This is a genomic window from Dactylosporangium sp. McL0621 (genome assembly GCF_049995355.1).
In the GTDB taxonomy this organism is placed as follows: Bacteria; Actinomycetota; Actinomycetes; order Mycobacteriales; family Micromonosporaceae; genus Dactylosporangium.
This window is the reverse complement of record NZ_CP188259.1, coordinates 9,421,327-9,438,372: the sequence shown is the minus strand read 5'-3', so window position 1 is coordinate 9,438,372 and position 17,046 is coordinate 9,421,327. Positions and strand designations below refer to the sequence as shown.

Below are 17,046 nucleotides of genomic sequence, written 5' to 3'. Positions count from 1 at the left end.
CCATCCTCGTGAGCGCGGCGCGCTATCCGGCCGGGGAGCTCGAACGTGCCCGCCGCGGCCTGGAACGCGCCGGGTGTGGCCGCCCGGCCGACCCGTCCCAGGACCGCCGGCGGCCGTTACGCCGGGAGCGGGTCGGGGTTGGGCGGCTTCGCGGCGCCCGTGAGCCAGTCCAGCAGGAACGGGCGCAGGTCCTGGCCGGCCCGGCGGCTCGCGAGGGCGATGAACTGCTCGGTCGAGCCGTTGCCGTACCGGTGCCCGTCCGCCCAGGCGCGCAGGATCGCGAAGAACGTGGCGTCGCCGGTCCGCAGGCGCAGCGCGTGCAGGGTCATCGCGCCGCGGGAGTAGCTCGAGACGGTCATCGCCGCGCCGCCCTCCGGCCGGTACGGCGCCGGGGTCCAGAACGCCGAGGTCTCGGGCAGGCCGTAGTACCGGTTGAACAGCTCGCGGACCGTCGTGCCGCCGTCGTGTTCGGACCACAGCCACTCGGCGTAGGTGGCGAAGCCCTCGTTGAGCCAGAAGTCGTACCAGTAGTCGAGCGAGACGCTGTCGCCGAACCACTGGTGTGCCGTCTCGTGGGCCACGGTGCCGACGGCGTTGCGGGCGTCGGGGCCGTCGACGAACGTGCTCGGGTAGATCGGGCGGGTCTGCGTCTCCAGCGCGAACTGCAGGCCGTCGTCGCGCTCGACGATGGCGCCGGCGGTGTCGAACGGGTACGGGCCGAACAGTCCCTCGAAGTAGTCGATGATCTCGTCGGTGCGCGCGACCGCCGTGCCCGCGCTCGCCGGGAGGGCGGCGTCGACGGCGAGGATCGTGGTCCGGCCGCGGTGTACGTGCTCGTCGACGCGCCAGCGACCGATCGCGATCGTGGACGCGTACGTCACCATCGGCCGCGCGCTCGCCCAGCGCCACGTCGTCCAGCCGGCGTGCGTCGTGTGGCCCAGCGGGCGCCCGTTGCCGATCGCGGTCAGGCCGTCGGGCACGGCGACCTGCACCGAGTAGGTGGCCTTGTCGCCGGGGTGGTCGTTCGCCGGGTACCACGTCGTCGCCGACTCGGGCTCGCCGATCGCGATCGCGCCGTCGTCGGTCGCGACGAAGCCGTACTTCAGGTCCGGGAACTGCCCGGTCTCGTCGGGGATGACCCACTGCCGCGGCACGCCGTGGTAGTGCACGTCGACGGTGAAGGGCCGGTGCTCCGGCAGCCCGCGCGGCGGCGTGACCACGAGCTCCCAGCCGTCGCGGGTCCAGGTCGCGGGCCGGCCGTCGACCTGCACCGCGTCCACGGTCAGCCCGATGAGGTCGAGGTCGAAGCGGGAGAGGTTCTGGGTCGCGGTGGCGCGGATGGTCGCGTGGCCGGTCAGCTCGTCGGTGTCCGGCCGGTAGCGCACATCGAGGTCGTAGTGGGCGACGTCGTAGCCGCCGTTGCCGTACGCGGGGAAGTCGGGGTCGCCGGCCCCGGCCGTTCCGGGCGTGAAGACCGGGGTGAGCAGCGCCGCGCCGGCCAGCATCGTCAACCATCCCATGCCGGACAGACCATTGATCCGCGCGGATGGTTGCGGTCTTGCCCCGGCGCGCTCGCCGGCGTAGCTTGAACATATGTTCAGAACGGGCGTTCAGAACACCGTGTTTGACGTCGCCGTCGTGGGCGGCGGCCTCGCGGGGCTGGCCACGGCCCTGCGGCTGCAGGCGGAGGGCCGGTCCACCGTCGTGCTCGAGGCGCACGGCCACGCCGGCGGGTGCGCCGGGTACTACCGGCGGCGCGGGTTCTCCTTCGACGTCGGCGCGACCACCCTCGTCGACTTCGAGCCCGGCGGGGTCGGCGCCGAGCTGTTCGACGCGGCCGGCCTGGCCGCGCCGCCGACCGAGCCGCTGCCCGGCTACGTGGCCTGGCTGCCCGACCGCACCGTCGTGCTGCACCGCGACCAGCGGGCGTGGCACGCCGAGCGGCTGCGGATGCTCGGCGACAGCCCCGCGCACCGCGCGTTCTGGCATCGCCTGGACCGCCTCGCGGACGCGTTCTGGCGGGCCAGCCGCGCCGGGGTGCGGATGCCGATGCGCGGCCTGGCCGACGTCGTCCACAATGGACGGCGGGTGCGCGCCCGCGACCTCCCGCTGGCCCGGCACCTGGGCGACACGCTCGGCGGGACGCTGCGCCGGCACGGGCTGCGCGGCGACGACCCGCTCGTCGGGCTGCTGTCCATGCTCGTCGAGGACACCGTGCACAGCACCGTCGACCGGGCGCCGCTCATCAACGCCGCGCTCGGGATCACGATCCGGGGGGCCGGGCTCAGCCGCGCCACCGGGGGCATGCGCGGCTTCTGGCAGACGGTCGTCGGGCATTACAAGCTCCAGGGCGGCCGGCTGTACTGCGGGTGGCGCGCGACGGCCGTCGAGGGGCGCGACGGCGACTTCCGCGTCCGCGGCCCCCGCGGCACCGTGCGTGCCCGGCAGGTCGTCAGCGCGCTGCCGGTCGCCACCACCGCCGCGCTCGCCGGGGTGCCCGGGGTGCGCCCGGCGCTGGAGCCGTTCGTGCGCCGCGACGCCGCCGAGCAGGGCGGGGCCGTCGTCGTCTTCCTCGGCGTGCCCGAGGACGAGGTCGCCGGGCCGGCCTTCACCCATCACCAGCTGCTGCGCTCGTACGGCGAGCCGCTGGGCGACGGCAACAACATGTTCGTCTCCGTCTCGTCGCCGGGCGACACGGCCAGCGCGCCGGCCGGACACCGGGCGGTGATGCTGTCGACCCACACCGAGCTCGCCGGGTGGGAGGACCTCGACGACGCCGGGCACGCCGAGCGGCGCGAGAAGACGGCCGACGTCATGATCGAGGAGGCGCGCCGGGTGTACCCGCGGCTGGCCGAACGGCCCGTCGTCCGCGAGACGGGCACCCCGCGGGCCTACGCGCGGTACACCTTCCGCCCGCGCGGCGCGGTCGGCGGGGTCCGGCAGAGCCCGGCCAACGCCAACCAGCACGCCGTGCCGCACGACATCGGGGTGCCCGGCTTCTGGGTCGTCGGCGACTCGACATGGCCCGGCCTCGGCACCGTCGCCTGCGTGCTCGGCAGCCGCATCGTCGCCGGCCTGGCCCTGCGGCACGGGCGGAAGGCGGCGGGCCGCTCAGCCGCCGGCCGGGCGGCGCGGCCGGAGCAGAAGGCCGGACCGCCGCCGCGGCCGGAGCAGGCGGCGCGGCCGGAGCAGAAGGCCGGACCGCCGCCGCGGCCGGAGCAGGCGGCGCAGCCGGAGCGGCCGGCCGGGAAGCATTCCGCCGCCGGACCGGCGCCGCGGCCGGAGCAGGCGGCCGGACGCGTGGCGCGCCCGGGGAGGGTCGCATGAAGACCGTGAACGTCAACCGGCCGGCGCTCGCCGACCTCGGCCCCGACCTGCTCGCCACCGGCCCCGGGCGCCGGGCCCTGGCCCTGGCCCGCCCCGCGGCCGGGATCGCCCTCTACGCCGCCGTCGCCTGGGCCGCCCCGAGCCGGCCCGCGCTGTGGCTGCTCGCGCCGGTCGTCGTCTTCGGGATCTTCGTCGCGGTCGTCACCGTGACGCACGACGTCGTGCACCGGGCGATCGGGCTGGGCTCCCGCGGTACCGAATGGGCGCTCTTCCTCTGTGGACTGGCGCTCTTCGAGAGCGGGCACGCCTACCGGGCGACCCACCTGCAGCACCACCGGCGCTTCCCCGGCGACGACGACCCCGAGGGCCACCCGGCGCGGCTGAGCGCGCTCGGGGCGGTGCTCTACGGGCCGGTGTTCCTGTTCCGGCTGTGGTGGTGGGCGCTGCGCCGGACCCGGTCCGAGCGCGGGTGGCTGCTCGCCGAGGCCGCGGCGCTGCCGGTGGCGGCGACGGCCGGGGTCCTGCTGTGGCCGCACACGCCGGCCGTGCTGCTCTACGTGGTGCTCGCCGTCGCCGGCAGCTGGGTGTACCCGCTGCTCACCGTCCACCTGCCGCACGACCGGCACGGCGACTCGCCGCTCACCCAGACCGGCACCCTGCGCGGCCGGATCGTGCCCGCGGTGTTCCTCGAGCTGACCTACCACCTCGAGCACCACCTGTACCCGCAGGTGCCCAGCCACCACCTCGCCGAGCTCAGCCGCCGGCTCGACCCGTTCCTGGCCGCCAACGGGGTCCGCCCGCGCCGGGTACCGTGACGGTTACGCTCGACCCCGATGAACCGCAAAGCCGAGGCCCGCGACCGCATCCTGCGCGCCGCCGTCGACACGCTCGCCACCCAGGGGTTCGCGGCCGCGACGGCGCGCGCGATCGCGGTCACCGGCGGCTTCGCGCCCGGCGTCATCTACTACCACTTCGAGGACCTCGAGGACGTGTTCCTCGCGGCGATGCGCTACACGAGCGACCGGCGCATGGAGCGGTACGTCGAGCGCACCGCCCCGGCCGCCGACCCGCCCGCGATGCTGCAGGCGCTGCGGGAGCTCTACGCCGAGGACGTGGCGACCGGGCACATCGCCGCCGTGCAGGAGCTGACCGTCGGCGCGAGGTCCTCCGAGCGCCTCGCCGCGGGCGTGCGGGCGGAGATCGAGCGGTGGGAGGAGTACGCGGAGACCCTGCTGCGCCGCCTCACCGCCGGCACGCCGCTGGCGGAGCTCATCCCGGCCCGCGCCGCCGCGACCGCCGTGATGGCGTTCTACCTGGGCCTGGAGATGCTGACCCACCTGGACGGCGACCGCGCGCGGGGGGAGGCCCTGTTCGCCGCGGCCGAACCCCTGGCCGCACTGCTGGGAGCGTTGCTGCCGGGCCCGGGCGCGCCGGGGCTTCCGGGTTCCGGCCCGGGCCCGGGCGAGCCGGCATAGAACATCCCGCGTTCGGACGCCGGCCAGCGTGTGTTCGGCTGCGACCGGCAGGGTGATCCCATGCTGACCCGACGGCAAGTCCTCACCGGAGCGGTGGTGACGACCGGCGCCGTGCTGCTGCCGGCCACGGCGGCCTCCGCGCACAACGATCACGATCACAACCACGGCAACCCGGCCACGCCGTTCGCGCTCGGCGTGGCCAGCGGCGACCCGTTACCCGACAGCGTCATCCTGTGGACCCGGCTGCTGCGCGCGAACCTGCCGGACCGCCCGGTCGAGGTCGAGTGGCAGGTCGCCCTCGACGAGCGGTTCCGCAAGGTGGTCCGCGCCGGCTCGGTCGGCGCGCGGCCCGAGCTGGCGCACTCGGTGCACGTCGACGTCCGCGGCCTGCAGCCCGGCCGCGAGTACTTCTACCGCTTCCGCGCCCTCGGCGTGCTCAGCCCGACCGGCCGCACCAAGACCGCGCCGGCGCCGTGGCAGGACGGCGACCGGCTGCGCTTCGCCATCGTCAACTGCCAGGACTTCCAGAACGGCTACTGGCCGGCCTACACCGGCGTGGCCGCCGAGGATCTCGACGTCGTGCTGCACCTCGGCGACTACATCTACGAGTACGACCCGCACAGCCGCTTCGCCGACCGCAACCACACGACCCCGGCGACGCCCGGCCTCGACCAGCTTGTCACGCTGGCCGACTACCGGGCGCGGCACGCGCAGTACAAGGGCGATCCGGCGCTGCAGGCCGCGCACGCCGCGTTCCCGTGGATCGTCACCTGGGACGACCACGAGACCGAGAACAACTACGCGTCGCTTGTCGACGAGGTCGACGACACCGGCGCGCAGCACCAGTCGCCGGCCGACTTCGCCCGCCAGCGCGCCGCCGCCTACCAGGCGTACTACGAGCACATGCCGATCCGCGCGAACCTGAAGCCGGGCCGCCCTGACCTGCGCATCTTCCGGCGCTTCGACTTCGGCCGGCTGGCCCGCCTCAACGTGCTCGACACCCGCCAGTACCGCACCGACCAGCCCGGCGGCTTCCCCGGCGACTTCGGCCTGCCGCAGGCCGGCACCGCCAACACCACCGGCACCCTGACCGGGGCGGACCAGGAGCGCTGGCTCGCCGAGGGCCTCGACCGCTCGCCGGCCCGCTGGAACGTCATCGCCCAGCAGGTGATGATGAGCCGCATCAAGCTGCCGAACCCGACCGGCGGCGTGCCGGCGATCCTGGCCAACCTCGACCAGTGGGACGGCTACGCGCCGCAGCGGACCCGCCTGCTGCAGCACCTGACCGACGCCAAGGTGCGCAACCCGGTCGTGCTGGCGGGCGACATCCACTCGACGTGGCTGAGCGAGCTGCGCGTCGACTTCGACCGGCCGGAGCAGGCCCCGGTGGCCGTCGAGTTCACCGCCACGTCGATCAGCTCCGACTTCCCGATCGCGTTCGACGGCCCGCTGAAGGCGCTCAACCCGACCCTGAACCCCCACGTCCGGTACTTCGACGGCTCCCGCCGCGGCTACCTGCGCTGCGTCGTCGACCGCCACGAGTGGCGCACGGACGCCCGGACGGTGGACACGATCGAGGTGCGCCAGGCCCCGGTGACCACGACCGCGTCCTACGTCGTCGAGGCCGGCGCCTCGACCCTGCACACCGCCTAGCGAAGTGCGGAGTGGTCGATGGCCGGCCACTCCGCATCCGCTCGGCCTCAGGTGACGGTCAGGCTGTCGATGTTCGCGCCGTTGGTGCCGGTGGTCGTCGCCCGGATCGCGAGCTGGCTCCCGGCCGGCAGGGACGTGGTGAACGACGTCGTGCCCCAGGTGTCCCAGGAGCCGGTCGGGTTGAACGGCAGGGCGCCGTTGACGGTGGCGCCGTTGACCGCGATCGCCAGCGGGCGGTTGGCGGTGGTGCCGTTGGCGTACCGGAACGTCAGCGTCCTGGTCCCCGCGGCCGGCACGCTGACCGTCCACTGCACGTAGGCGCCGCCGGCCGAGCCGTCGGCGAAGTCGACGAAGCCCGTTCCGGTGTAGTCCGGGTGGCGCGTGTCGATGGCGGCGCCGCTGAGCGCGGCCCGCTCGGCCGGGTACACGGTGCCGCCCGTGGCGGCCGGGAAGGCCGATCCGCTCGGCTCCACCGTGGCGGCCATGCCGCCGCCGGTCACGACGGCGATGGACGGGGTCACGACGGTCAGGACGTGCTTGGCGGCGTCCCATACGGTGCCGCCGCCGCTGGTGACGGCGGTCGCCTCGCTGTTGTAGGACGGCAGCGTGGCGCCGCCGTTGACCCGCATGCCGACCGGGGCGGTGAGCCCGTGGATGCGCACGACGTACCGGCGCGTGGCGGGGGCGCCGTCGTAGGTGCCCTGCGGGTGGCGGATCGTGGTCCGGGTCGCGGCGTCGGTGTACGCCAGCGTGGTGACGCTCTTGGCCCCGGTGACGCGGTAGGACTCGGTGACGCCGTCGTCCTCCACCACGTCGAAGGTGCCGTCGGCGCCGGCGTAGACCTCCATCTCCAGTTGGCGCTTGTTCAGGAAGGCCGTGCTCTGCGCGTACTGGTACTTCGGCAGGATCGCGCCGGCCTTGACGAACAGGATGATCTCGCCGGTGTAGGTGACGTACGGCAGGTCGGTGGCGTCCGTGCCGGCGTGCTTGATGTCGGCCCAGAGGTTGTACCAGGTGGCGCCGGCCGGCAGCCAGACGTTCTGGGTCGCCCCGCCGTCCGACGTGACCGGCGCGACGAGCACGGACGGGCCCCACATGTACTGCAGGTCGTGCGAGTACGCGTTGGGCCGGCTCTGGTAGTCGATGACCATCGCCCGGGCCATCGGCATGCCCGTGGCGGCGGCCTGGTGGGCGATGCTGTAGATGTACGGCAGGAGGGTGTACCGCAGCTCGCCGTACCTGCGGAAGTCGGCCTGGACGGCGGCGCTCTGGTCGAGCGGCCAGCGGGAGGCGGCCGGGCCCTGGTCGGTGGTGCTGGCCCCGCTGTGCGGCCGCCAGATCGGCGACAGGCTCGACCACGCGGCCGTCCAGTTGCGGTAGAACGGCTCCGGGATCAGGCCGCCGGCCCCGCCCTGGAAGCCGCCGCCGTCGATGTTGGAGTACGGGAAGCCGCCCAGCCCGCCGACGAGCATGCCCCTGATCTGCTGGCGCATCTCGTCGTAGGTGGACGCGATGTCGCCGGTCCAGTAGTGGCCGTAGCGCTGCTGCCCGGCCGACGCGCCGCGGCTCCAGGTCCACGGGCGCCGGGCCGTGCCGATGTGGCCGGCCGCCTGCGGGTCCCAGCCCTCCTCGCCGACGCCCTTGTGCAGGTAGAAGAAGTAGCCGTTGCGCAGCTCCGACCACTTCTTGCCGCCCGCGCTGTCGGCGTTGAACGGGATCGGGCCCAGCTCGTCGGGCTCGTCGATCCACAGCCCGTCGCCGGGGTAGTGCAGCGCCGGGTTCAGGGCCTTGGCCCAGAAGACGCTCCACACCCAGGCCCGCGTGGCCGGGTTGCTCCAGTCGGGTACCGAACCGTTGTCCGCCACCGCGGTCAGGTCGGCCGCCTTGAAGCTGTAGCCGGGCGGCGGGCCCCCGACCCAGCCGGCCATGAGGTTGGAGTTGTTGCGGTTGTAGTCCAGGGTCATCGTCACGCCGTTGTCCGCGGCCCACGCCTGGTACCCGGCCGGGTCGGGCCACCGCACGGAGCTGAACTCGAACCACGACCCGCCCCACGCGCCGGTGCCGGCCCGCCAGCGGTTGTCGTTGACGTGGTGGTCGAACGGGAAGCCGGCGTTGCGATGCTGGGTGATCTTCGTCCGCCACCAGTTCTGGTCGCTGACGTCGGGGAAGTTCTTGTCGGTCATGTGCAGGCCGAAGATGGCCAGCCGGGGCAGGCGCGGGCGGCCGGTCAGCTGGGTGTACCGGTCGAGGAGCTTCGCGAACTCCGGGCCGTTGATGAGGAAGTAGTCCATCTGCGGCCGGGCGCCGGCGGTGGCGTGGTCGTCCGCGGAGAACGCGTAGTCCTTGGCGGTGCCGCTGGCGAAGGAGTAGGTGACGTCGAACGTCGTGTTGAAGAAGACGCCGTAGCCCTTGGTGGACAGGTAGAGCGGCACGATCGCGGGCGCCTGGTCGCCGCGGACGGAGCCGTAGTTGTGCGCCACGACGTCGCCGGTCCGGTCGACCCGGGGCGAGCGCCCGTAGAACCCGTGCCCCGCCTTGACGAAGTGCTCGTCGGCGGGCGGCGGGACGAAGGCCTCGGTGACGACGCTGTTGTCGGTACCGCCCCAGGTGATGCCGCGGGTCGCGTCCTCCTTCGCCAGCAGCGCCCCGGTACCGCGGTGGTAGAACTCCAGCCGCAGCGGGTTCTTCTGCAGCACGATCCGGACGCCGTCGGCGGCGCCGGTGACGATCGTCAGCGCGGTGCCGGAGTCGGTGACGCTCAGGCTGCCGCCCATGCCCGCGTGGTTGGCGGGCACCACCATCTCGTACCGCGAGTCGGCGAAGAACGTCTCCCCGCCCCGGATCGCGCGGACCCGGACGATCTGGTTGCCGTACGCGGTGATCTTCAGCCGCTGGCCGGTGGCGCTGGTGACGGTGATGCTGCGGGCGTCGGTCGCGTGCGACGCGTAGTTGCCGAGCTGTTCTCCGGTGGCGGCCTCGGCCCGGCCCGGCGCGGCGACCGCGCCGATCGACAGTCCGGCGGCCAGTCCGAGCACGTTTCTTCGCTTCATCGCATCGACTCCTCGTAAGGTGCGGCGATTCGGTCTCCGGGCAGGGTTGGCGGACGCTGCGCGGCGGAAACGGTTCCCACACTGATCCCGCCGAGTCGGCTTGTCAACACCCATAATGCATCGACGCACATCGTGCTATCGTCGGCCTGCTGACAAGATCTGGAACCGTTTCCGGAGCCGGCGTCAGGAGGCGGGCATGGCCGCGACCATCAAGGACGTCGCTCGGCTGGCCGGCGTCTCGCAGTCGTCGGTGTCCCGCGCGCTCGCCGCCCCGGACCAGGTGCGCCCCAAGACGCGGGAGCGGGTCGAGCGGGCCGTCGCCCGGCTCGGGTACCACCCGAACCGGATCGCCCGCGGCCTCAGCACCGGACGCACCGGCGCCATCGGGCTCGTGGTGCCCGACATCGCCAACCCGTTCTTCCCGGGCATCGTCAAGGCCGCGCAGCGCCGGGCCCGGGACTTCGGGCTCGCGGTGCTGCTGGCCGACTCCGACGAGGACCCCGCCACCGAGACGGACCTCATCCGGACGCTGACCAAACAGGTCGACGGCTTCGTGCTGTGCGCGCCCCGCGCCGGCGACGACGAGCTGCGCTCCGTCTGCGGTGACGTCCCGGTCGTCCTGCTCAACCGCCGGGTCGGCCAGCTGCCGTCCATCATCTTCGACAACGCCGACGGCATCCGCCAGGCGCTGGCCCACCTCGCCGCGCTCGGCCACCGGCGCCTCGCCTACGTCGCCGGCCCCCGTGCCTCCTGGGTCAACCGGGAACGGGCCCGCGCCGTGCGGACCGTCGCGGCCGGCCTGGACCTCGAGGTGGTCGAGGCGGGCCACGTGTCGCCCGACTTCGAGGGCGGCGTGGCCGTCGCCGACCTGGTCCTGGCGGCCGGCGTCACCTCGGTGATCGCCTACAACGACATGATCGGGCTGGGCCTCATGAGCCGGTTCGGCGCCCGCGGGGTCAGGGTGCCCGACGACGTGAGCATCGTCGGCTTCGACGACATCCCGGCCTCGGCCCTCGTCAGCCCGGCGCTGACGACCGTGAGCCAGCCGAAGGACCAGTGCGGCCGGGCGGGCGTCGACCTGCTCGTCGACCTGCTCAACGAGCGCCCGCGGCCGGGCGGCGCCCGCGCCTCGCTGCCGACCCGGCTGATCGTGCGCGCGTCCACCGGCCCGGCGCCGCAACCGCGCCGATGACCGGGGCCGGCGCCCTCACCCGGTCGATGACAAAGCAGAGGCAGGGAGATCGCACTCCCTGCCACTTCTAACGTATAACGCACCGGGGGGCTTGCGGCAAGGCCCGGGTCGAGCCGCAGAATCGACGGCCGGACCGAAAACGGACTGGTCGGAGGTAGTGCGTGAGCGAGCGGTACGCGGTGGGGCTGCACGAGATCGACGAGGCGGGGGTCGCGCTCGCCGGGGGCAAGGGCGCGCACCTGGGCGGGCTGACACGGATCGAGGGCATCCACGTGCCGGCCGGCTTCTGCGTGACGACGGACGCCTTCCGGCGGGTCATGGCGCAGGCGCCGTCGATCGACGAGGCGTTCGACCGGCTGTCGCGCCTCGGCCCGGACGACCGCGAGGCGACCCGCGCGATCAGCGCGCAGCTCCGCCGGACCATCGAGGAGACCGCCGTCCCGGGCGAGATCGCGGCGGCGATCACCGGCGCCGTGGGGCGGCTCGGCGAGCGGGTCGCCTGCGCGGTCCGGTCCAGTGCGACGGCGGAGGACCTGCCGACCGCCTCCTTCGCCGGCCAGCAGGACACCTACCTGAACGTCGCGGGCCCGGAGTCGATCCTGCGGCACGTCAGCCGGTGCTGGGCCTCGCTGTTCACCGAGCGCGCGGTGACGTACCGCCGGCGCAACGGCATCGACCACCGCACGGTCCACATGGCCGTGGTCGTGCAGCGGATGGTCTTCCCGGAGGCGGCCGGCATCCTGTTCACGGCCGACCCGGTCACCGGCAACCGCCGGGTCACCACCGTGGAGGCCGGCTTCGGCCTCGGCGAGGCCCTGGTCTCCGGCCTGGTGAACCCGGACGTCTACCAGGTGCGCGACGGCGAGGTCGTGGCCCGGGCGGTCGGCACCAAGCGGCTCGCCATCCACGCCGACCCGGCGGGCGGGACGCGCGAGGAGGCGATCGACCCGGAGCGGCAGGACCGGCCGGCGCTGACGGACGCCCAGGTCCTGCGGCTGGCGCACCTCGGCCGCCGGATCGAGGCGCACTTCGGCCGCCCCCAGGACATCGAATGGTGCCTGGCCGGCGACGACTTCCAGATCGTGCAGAGCCGGCCGATCACCACGCTGTTCCCCGTCCCCGAGTCCGCCGACGGCGAGAACCACGTGTACCTCTCCGTCGGCCACCAGCAGATGATGACCGACGCCATGAAGCCCCTCGGCCTCTCCTTCTGGCAGATGACGACCCCCGCGCCCATGGCCGAGGCCGGCGGCCGCCTGTTCGTCGACGTCACCCAGCGGCTGGCCGCGCCGGCCACCCGCGAGGCCCTCCTGGAGCTCATGGCGAGGTCCGACCCGCTGACCACGGACGCGGTGCGCAGCATCCTCGAGCGCGACGGCTACATCCGGCCCCTCCCGGACGCGGCGCCCCCCGCGCCGCTGCCGCGCGCCGCCCCGGACCCGATCGAGCCCGACCCGGCCGTCGTCACCGAGCTGATCCGGCTCGGCGAGGAGTCCGTCGCCGCCGCGGAGCGCGACATCCGCACGAAGTCCGGGCCGGCGCTGCTCGACTTCATCGAGGCGGACCTGCAGGAGCTGCGGCGGGTCCTGTTCGACCGGCGGAGCCATCAGGTGTTCATGTCGGCCATGGAGGCCGCGTGGTGGCTCAACGACAAGCTGCTGGAGTGGCTGGGCGAGAAGAACGTGGCGGACACGCTCACGCAGTCGGTTCCCAACAACGTCACGTCGGAGATGGGGCTGGCGCTGCTGGACGTCGCGGACGCGATCCGCCCCCACCCGGACGTGGTGGCGTTCCTGCACGACGTCGCGGACGAGGACTTTCTCGACGAGCTGCCGAAGCTCCCGGGCGGCCCGGAGGCGCGGGACGCCATCGAGGCGTGGCTGGAGCGGTACGGCATGCGCTGCACCGGCGAGATCGACATCACCCGGCCGCGCTGGAGGGAGCGCCCGTCCACGCTCGTGCCCGTGATCCTCGGCAACATCCGCAACTTCGAGCCGGGCGCCGGCGCGCGGCGCTTCGAGCAGGGGCGGCTGGAGGCGGAGGCGAAGGAGCGCGACGTGCTGGAGCGCCTGCGCGCGTTGCCCGACGGGGAGCGCCGGGCCGAGGAGACCAAGCGCATGATCGACCTGGCGCGGACGTTCATCGGCTACCGGGAGTACCCGAAGTACGGCATGATCAGCCGCTACTTCGTGTACAAGCGGGCCCTGCTCGAGGAGGCCGGGCGCCTAGCGTTGCGCGAGAGGGAGGACATCTTCTACCTCACGTTCCCGGAGCTGCGCGAGGTCGTGCGCACGAACCGGGTGGACGACGCGCTCATCGCCCGGCGCAGGGAGGCGTTCCGGTCTCACCAGGCGCTCACCCCGCCGCGGGTGCTCACCTCGGACGGCGAGGCCCTCATGGGGGAGTACCGGCGCGACGACGTGCCGGCGGGGGCCCTGGCCGGCCTGCCGGTCTCGGCCGGGTTCGTCGAGGGACGGGCCCGCGTCGTGCTGGACCTGGCGCAGGCCGCCCTCGAACCGGGCGACATCCTGGTCACGGCCTACACGGACCCCAGCTGGACGCCGCTGTTCGTGGCGATCGCGGGCCTGGTCACGGAGGTGGGGGGCCTCATGACCCACGGCGCGGTGATCGCCCGGGAGTACGGCCTGCCGGCCGTCGTCGGCGTGGTCGGCGCCACCCGGCTGATCGCCGACGGGCAGCGGATCAGGGTGCACGGAACCGACGGGTACGTCGAGATCCTGCCCTGATCCGCCGCCTCACGGTCAGGCCAGGGTGCACGCGGCGAGGGACTCGGCGAGGCCCTCCGGGCGGGCCGCGTTGCGCCCGATGGCGGTGGCGATGCGGTTGATTGTCGCGGCCCGCTTGTCCTTGAGCGGCCCGAGGATCGCGTTGTCGACGAAGTTCGGGCCGCCCTGGCCCCGGCTCGTGGCGAGCCGCTGGTCGGCCTCGGCGATCTGGGTGTCCAGGAGGGCCAGGTTGCGGTCGACCTCGGCCTGCGCCCGGGCCGGGATCGCGGGCAGCTTGTCGGCCACCGACGGGCAGACGATGGCGGAGCCGTTGCCGGTGTTCACCGGCGCGGTCGTGGTCTTCGCCGGGGCCGCGGTCGTCCGCGCCGGCGCCGGGGCCGCGGTCGTCCGCGTCGCGCCGGCGGCCGGCACCACGGCGGTCGCGGGCGGCCGGCCCTGCACCACGCGGCAGGCCGCCAGCGCGTCCAGGCCGGTCGGGCGGGCCGCGTGGCGCCCGATCGCGATGGCGATGCGGTCGATGGTCGCGGCCCGTTTGTCCTTGAGCGGGCCCAGGATAGCGTTGCCGACGAAGTTCGGGCCGCCCTGGCCCCGGCTGGTGGCGAGCCGCTGGTCGGCCTCGGCGATCTGGGTGTTGAGCAGGGCCAGGTTGCGGTCGACCTCGGCCTGGGCCTCCGCCGGTACCGCCGGCAGCTCGTCGGCCACCGACGGGCAGACGATGCTGCCCGGCGCGCCGCTGTCGTTTGTCTGCGCCGCGGCGACGCCGAGCCCGAGCCCGACGCTGAGCAGCGCGAGCACTCCGGTGCCGAGCAACAGCCATTTCCGCCGGGCTCTGGGATGAATGTCTACAGTGGACACGCGACGCCGACCCTTCGACGGTGGAGGGAACTCGTCGCGTGGTACGGCGACCCCGTACCGAGGGTTCAACCGATTCTGCGGGGCCCGGGTGCCCGTGCGGATCGGCCTGAAAATTTCAGGCGGTGCGCCGCAGGTGGACGATCGTCGTCGTGAGGGGGGCCGGGGGCGGGCCCGGCAGGCCGATGCCGGCCAGGGCCGCGCCGCTCAGCGGGCCCGGCGGCGGCTCGTAGGCCGGGCGCGGGCCCGGGTCGAGGCGGGCGACCGTGTAGCGGCCCGCGTCTGCGCGCGGACGGCGGGCCGGCCCGCGGTCGCGCCCGAGCCGCCCTCGATGACGTCGCGGTTGTGGTCCCACTTCACGCAGTCGATGTCGTGCTTCGACAGCACCTCCGTCATCTGCCCGAGCACGTGCACGAAGGCGCCGGGCCCGGCTCAGGTCCAGGATGTGCTGGTTGCGCTCCTCGGGCGGGACCCGGCCGCGAGGACCTGGAACGGCACGCCGGCACCGGCTTCGACGCGATCGTGGCCGCCCGCGACGCCGGCGACCGGGCCGCGACGGCCCTGCTCGACGCCGCGGCCCGCGCGCTCGGCCACACGGTGGCGACGTTCGCCGGCGCCCTGCAGACCACCCGGATCGTGCTGGCCGGCGAGAACGTCACGGCCATCGCCGAGTCCCCGGCGATGGCGGCGACGATCGCGGACCGCCTGCGCCCCGGCCCGGGAGAGGCCCAGAACTGCCACCTGGAGATCACCACCGCCCCGCTGACGTTCACCGACTGGGCCCGCGGCGCGGCGGTGGTCGGCATCCAGAACGTCCTCGGCGCGATCTGAGGCCTTACCAGGGGCCGGGCTCCGTGGTGGGGGGAGGGGCGTCGGGGAAGTACCGGCCGCGGTTGCGGCGGGCGGCGCGGACGAACCCGGCGATGCAGGCGATGGCGCCGCCGACCAGCAGGATGACGCCGACCGCGGTGCTGGCGATTGAGGTGCCGGTCAGGGCCGCCGTGGTGTCGGGGGCCTTCAGCCGCATCGCGTCGACGGCCGGGTCCGGCGGGTCGGCGTTGCCGGCCGGCGGGTCTTCGCTCGCCGGCGGGTCGGACGTCGTCGCGTTGTCGGCCGGCTGGGTCGTCCCGGTGGCGGCCGGCTCTGTCGTCCCGGTGGCGGCCGGCGCGGCGGCCTGGCCGGTCTGCGCCGGGTGGGTCGGCTGGGGCGGCCGGGTGGTCTGGACCACGGTCTGCGGCGGCCGGGTCGTCTGCACCACCGTCTGCGGCGGCCGGGTCGTCTCGACCACCGTCTGCGGGGGCGCCGAGGTCGTCGTGTGCGTCGGCTGTGTGCTGTGCGTCGGCTGTGTGCTGTGCTCCGGCGGCCGGGTGGCCGGCGTCGTGGCCGGGGTGGACGGCCGGGGCGGAAGGGCGAAGCGGGCGCTGACGACCACGCCCTTCTTGTCGGTGGTCACCGTGACCGGGTTCTTCGTGCGCAGCAGCCGCGGGCAGCCGAGCTCGTCGTAGGCGCCGCTGAAGCGCTCGGCCAGGAACGTGAACAGGCTGTTCGCCGCCTCCGGGTCCGGCGAGGGGGCGCGGACGGTCAGGCTGCGGTCGAGCTCGATGCGGTCGGCGCCGACCTGGAGCAGGCCGGTGCAGTAGGCCTTGGGCGTCTCGGCCGCGGCGTCGATGGCGGGCTGGCCGACGCCGGCGCGGTACAGGTCGGTCTTCGCGACGCTCGTCTTGTCGCCCAGCTTCGTCATCGGGTCCGAGGTCGGCACCAGCGCCACCGGGGCGGCCTGGTGCGCGGCGGCCTGCAGCTCGTTGAGGGCGAGCGACGTGGCCGGGGCGCCGCCGTCGGCGAGGTCCGGCGCGCGGAACGGCGTGCAGCCCAGCGCCGGGAAGACGTGCGCGTCGAGCAGGGCGTTGTCGCTGCCGTTGACCGCGACGCGGGCGCCGCGCCGGCCGAGCGTGGTGCGGTTCGCCTTCGTGTTCTGGGCGGTCGTGCCGTCGGCGAGCACCAGGTAGGTGGTGGTGACGTTGTCGCTCTGGTCCATGTCGACCAGGCCGAAGTCGCGCGTCGTCGGGCACGGGCGGCCGTCGGCGGCGGTGCCGAGGCCCGGCACGGTGAGCTTGCCGGCCGCGATCGCGGTGTTGGCCGCGCTGAACAGGGCGGGGGCGTTGCAGTACGCGAACTGGCCGAAGATCGACTTGTCCTGGCCGTTGACGCATTTGCCGGCCGCGAGGCTGCCGTGGTCGCCGGCGAGGCGCAGGTTGTCGCCGTTGAAGCCGAACCACAGCCCCACGACCGCGCCGGCGGGCAGCTTCGGCGGGGCGGGCGGCGCGGCCGGGCGCATGCCGGCGTCGACGACCAGCGGGTTGTACACCGACACGGCGCCGGTCGCCGGGTCCACGATCGTGGCCTGCACGAAGGCGGCCGAGCCGGCGTCGGCCTCGTGGCAGGGCGCCTCGAGGCGGTACGCCGTGGCCAGGCCCTTCGCGCTCAACGGGTCGGCGGGCACGGTGAGCGTGCACGTGACCTCGGGCGCGTCCTGGCCGGCGAGGGCGACCTGCGACGTGAGCACGATGCCGCCGAGCGCCGCGACCAGCACGGGCACGCCCAGCGTCAACAATGGCCGGCCCAGCCCCCGGCGACCGGTGGACTCGCGCTCCGAGCTGCGATGACCCAGCTTCCACGCCGGGCGTTTGTCGAACACGCCGCGCTCCTTGCCATGGCGGCACACGGCTCCCGGCGTGGCCGGGGGCTGTGCG

12 protein-coding genes are annotated in these 17,046 nt (G+C 74.2%); 7 read left to right on the top strand and 5 right to left on the bottom strand.

Annotated features, from left to right (window positions below):
- Positions 1 to 116 precede the first annotated feature (116 nt).
- The gene (locus ACPPVO_RS44830) at positions 117 to 1,520 is read right to left on the bottom strand and encodes a M1 family metallopeptidase (protein ID WP_426504683.1); all 1,404 of its coding nucleotides are present in this window, start codon (positions 1,518 to 1,520) and stop codon (positions 117 to 119) included.
- 73 nt (positions 1,521 to 1,593) lie between these two features.
- Here ACPPVO_RS44830 and ACPPVO_RS44825 point away from each other — a divergent pair, with 73 nt between their 5' ends.
- Genes ACPPVO_RS44825 through ACPPVO_RS44810 form a run of 4 tightly spaced genes read left to right on the top strand, consistent with a single transcriptional unit; the run spans position 1,594 to position 6,455 of the window.
- A complete protein-coding gene (locus tag ACPPVO_RS44825; RefSeq protein WP_426504682.1) occupies positions 1,594 to 3,327 on the top strand; it encodes an FAD-dependent oxidoreductase in 1,734 nt (577 codons plus the stop codon).
- On the top strand, positions 3,324 to 4,142 hold the full coding sequence (locus tag ACPPVO_RS44820; RefSeq protein WP_426504680.1) for a fatty acid desaturase: 819 nt from the start codon (positions 3,324 to 3,326) through the stop codon (positions 4,140 to 4,142). Before ACPPVO_RS44825 ends, ACPPVO_RS44820 begins: the two co-directional genes overlap by 4 nt.
- A gap of 18 nt (positions 4,143 to 4,160) precedes the next feature.
- A complete protein-coding gene (locus tag ACPPVO_RS44815) occupies positions 4,161 to 4,802 on the top strand; it encodes a TetR family transcriptional regulator (protein ID WP_426504678.1) in 642 nt (213 codons plus the stop codon).
- Positions 4,803 to 4,862: 60 nt separating this feature from the next.
- On the top strand, positions 4,863 to 6,455 hold the full coding sequence (locus ACPPVO_RS44810) for an alkaline phosphatase D family protein (protein WP_426504677.1): 1,593 nt from the start codon (positions 4,863 to 4,865) through the stop codon (positions 6,453 to 6,455).
- A 47-nt stretch (positions 6,456 to 6,502) separates the two neighbouring features.
- Here ACPPVO_RS44810 and ACPPVO_RS44805 read toward each other — a convergent pair whose 3' ends face one another.
- A complete protein-coding gene (locus ACPPVO_RS44805; RefSeq protein ID WP_426504675.1) occupies positions 6,503 to 9,505 on the bottom strand; it encodes a TIM-barrel domain-containing protein in 3,003 nt (1,000 codons plus the stop codon).
- Positions 9,506 to 9,701: 196 nt separating this feature from the next.
- Here ACPPVO_RS44805 and ACPPVO_RS44800 point away from each other — a divergent pair, with 196 nt between their 5' ends.
- Complete coding sequence (locus ACPPVO_RS44800) at positions 9,702 to 10,697, top strand: LacI family DNA-binding transcriptional regulator (RefSeq protein ID WP_426504673.1); 996 nt, start codon at positions 9,702 to 9,704, stop codon at positions 10,695 to 10,697.
- Between the two features lie 161 nt (positions 10,698 to 10,858).
- Positions 10,859 to 13,444 (top strand): rifamycin-inactivating phosphotransferase, encoded by a 2,586-nt coding sequence (gene rph / locus ACPPVO_RS44795; RefSeq protein ID WP_426504671.1) that lies wholly within the window; start codon positions 10,859 to 10,861, stop codon positions 13,442 to 13,444.
- 15 nt (positions 13,445 to 13,459) lie between these two features.
- Here the strand turns inward: rph and ACPPVO_RS44790 are convergent, their stop codons facing one another.
- Both ACPPVO_RS44790 and ACPPVO_RS44785 read right to left on the bottom strand, forming a co-directional pair.
- Positions 13,460 to 14,254 (bottom strand): hypothetical protein, encoded by a 795-nt coding sequence (locus tag ACPPVO_RS44790; protein ID WP_426504670.1) that lies wholly within the window; start codon positions 14,252 to 14,254, stop codon positions 13,460 to 13,462.
- 249 nt (positions 14,255 to 14,503) lie between these two features.
- The gene (locus tag ACPPVO_RS44785; RefSeq protein ID WP_426504668.1) at positions 14,504 to 14,692 is read right to left on the bottom strand and encodes a hypothetical protein; all 189 of its coding nucleotides are present in this window, start codon (positions 14,690 to 14,692) and stop codon (positions 14,504 to 14,506) included.
- Between the two features lie 126 nt (positions 14,693 to 14,818).
- Here ACPPVO_RS44785 and ACPPVO_RS44780 point away from each other — a divergent pair, with 126 nt between their 5' ends.
- Positions 14,819 to 15,127, top strand: a complete 309-nt coding sequence (locus ACPPVO_RS44780; RefSeq protein WP_426504666.1) for a hypothetical protein — start codon at positions 14,819 to 14,821, stop codon at positions 15,125 to 15,127.
- Positions 15,128 to 15,131: 4 nt separating this feature from the next.
- Here ACPPVO_RS44780 and ACPPVO_RS44775 read toward each other — a convergent pair whose 3' ends face one another.
- The gene (locus tag ACPPVO_RS44775; RefSeq protein ID WP_426504664.1) at positions 15,132 to 16,991 is read right to left on the bottom strand and encodes a hypothetical protein; all 1,860 of its coding nucleotides are present in this window, start codon (positions 16,989 to 16,991) and stop codon (positions 15,132 to 15,134) included.
- Positions 16,992 to 17,046: the final 55 nt, after the last annotated feature.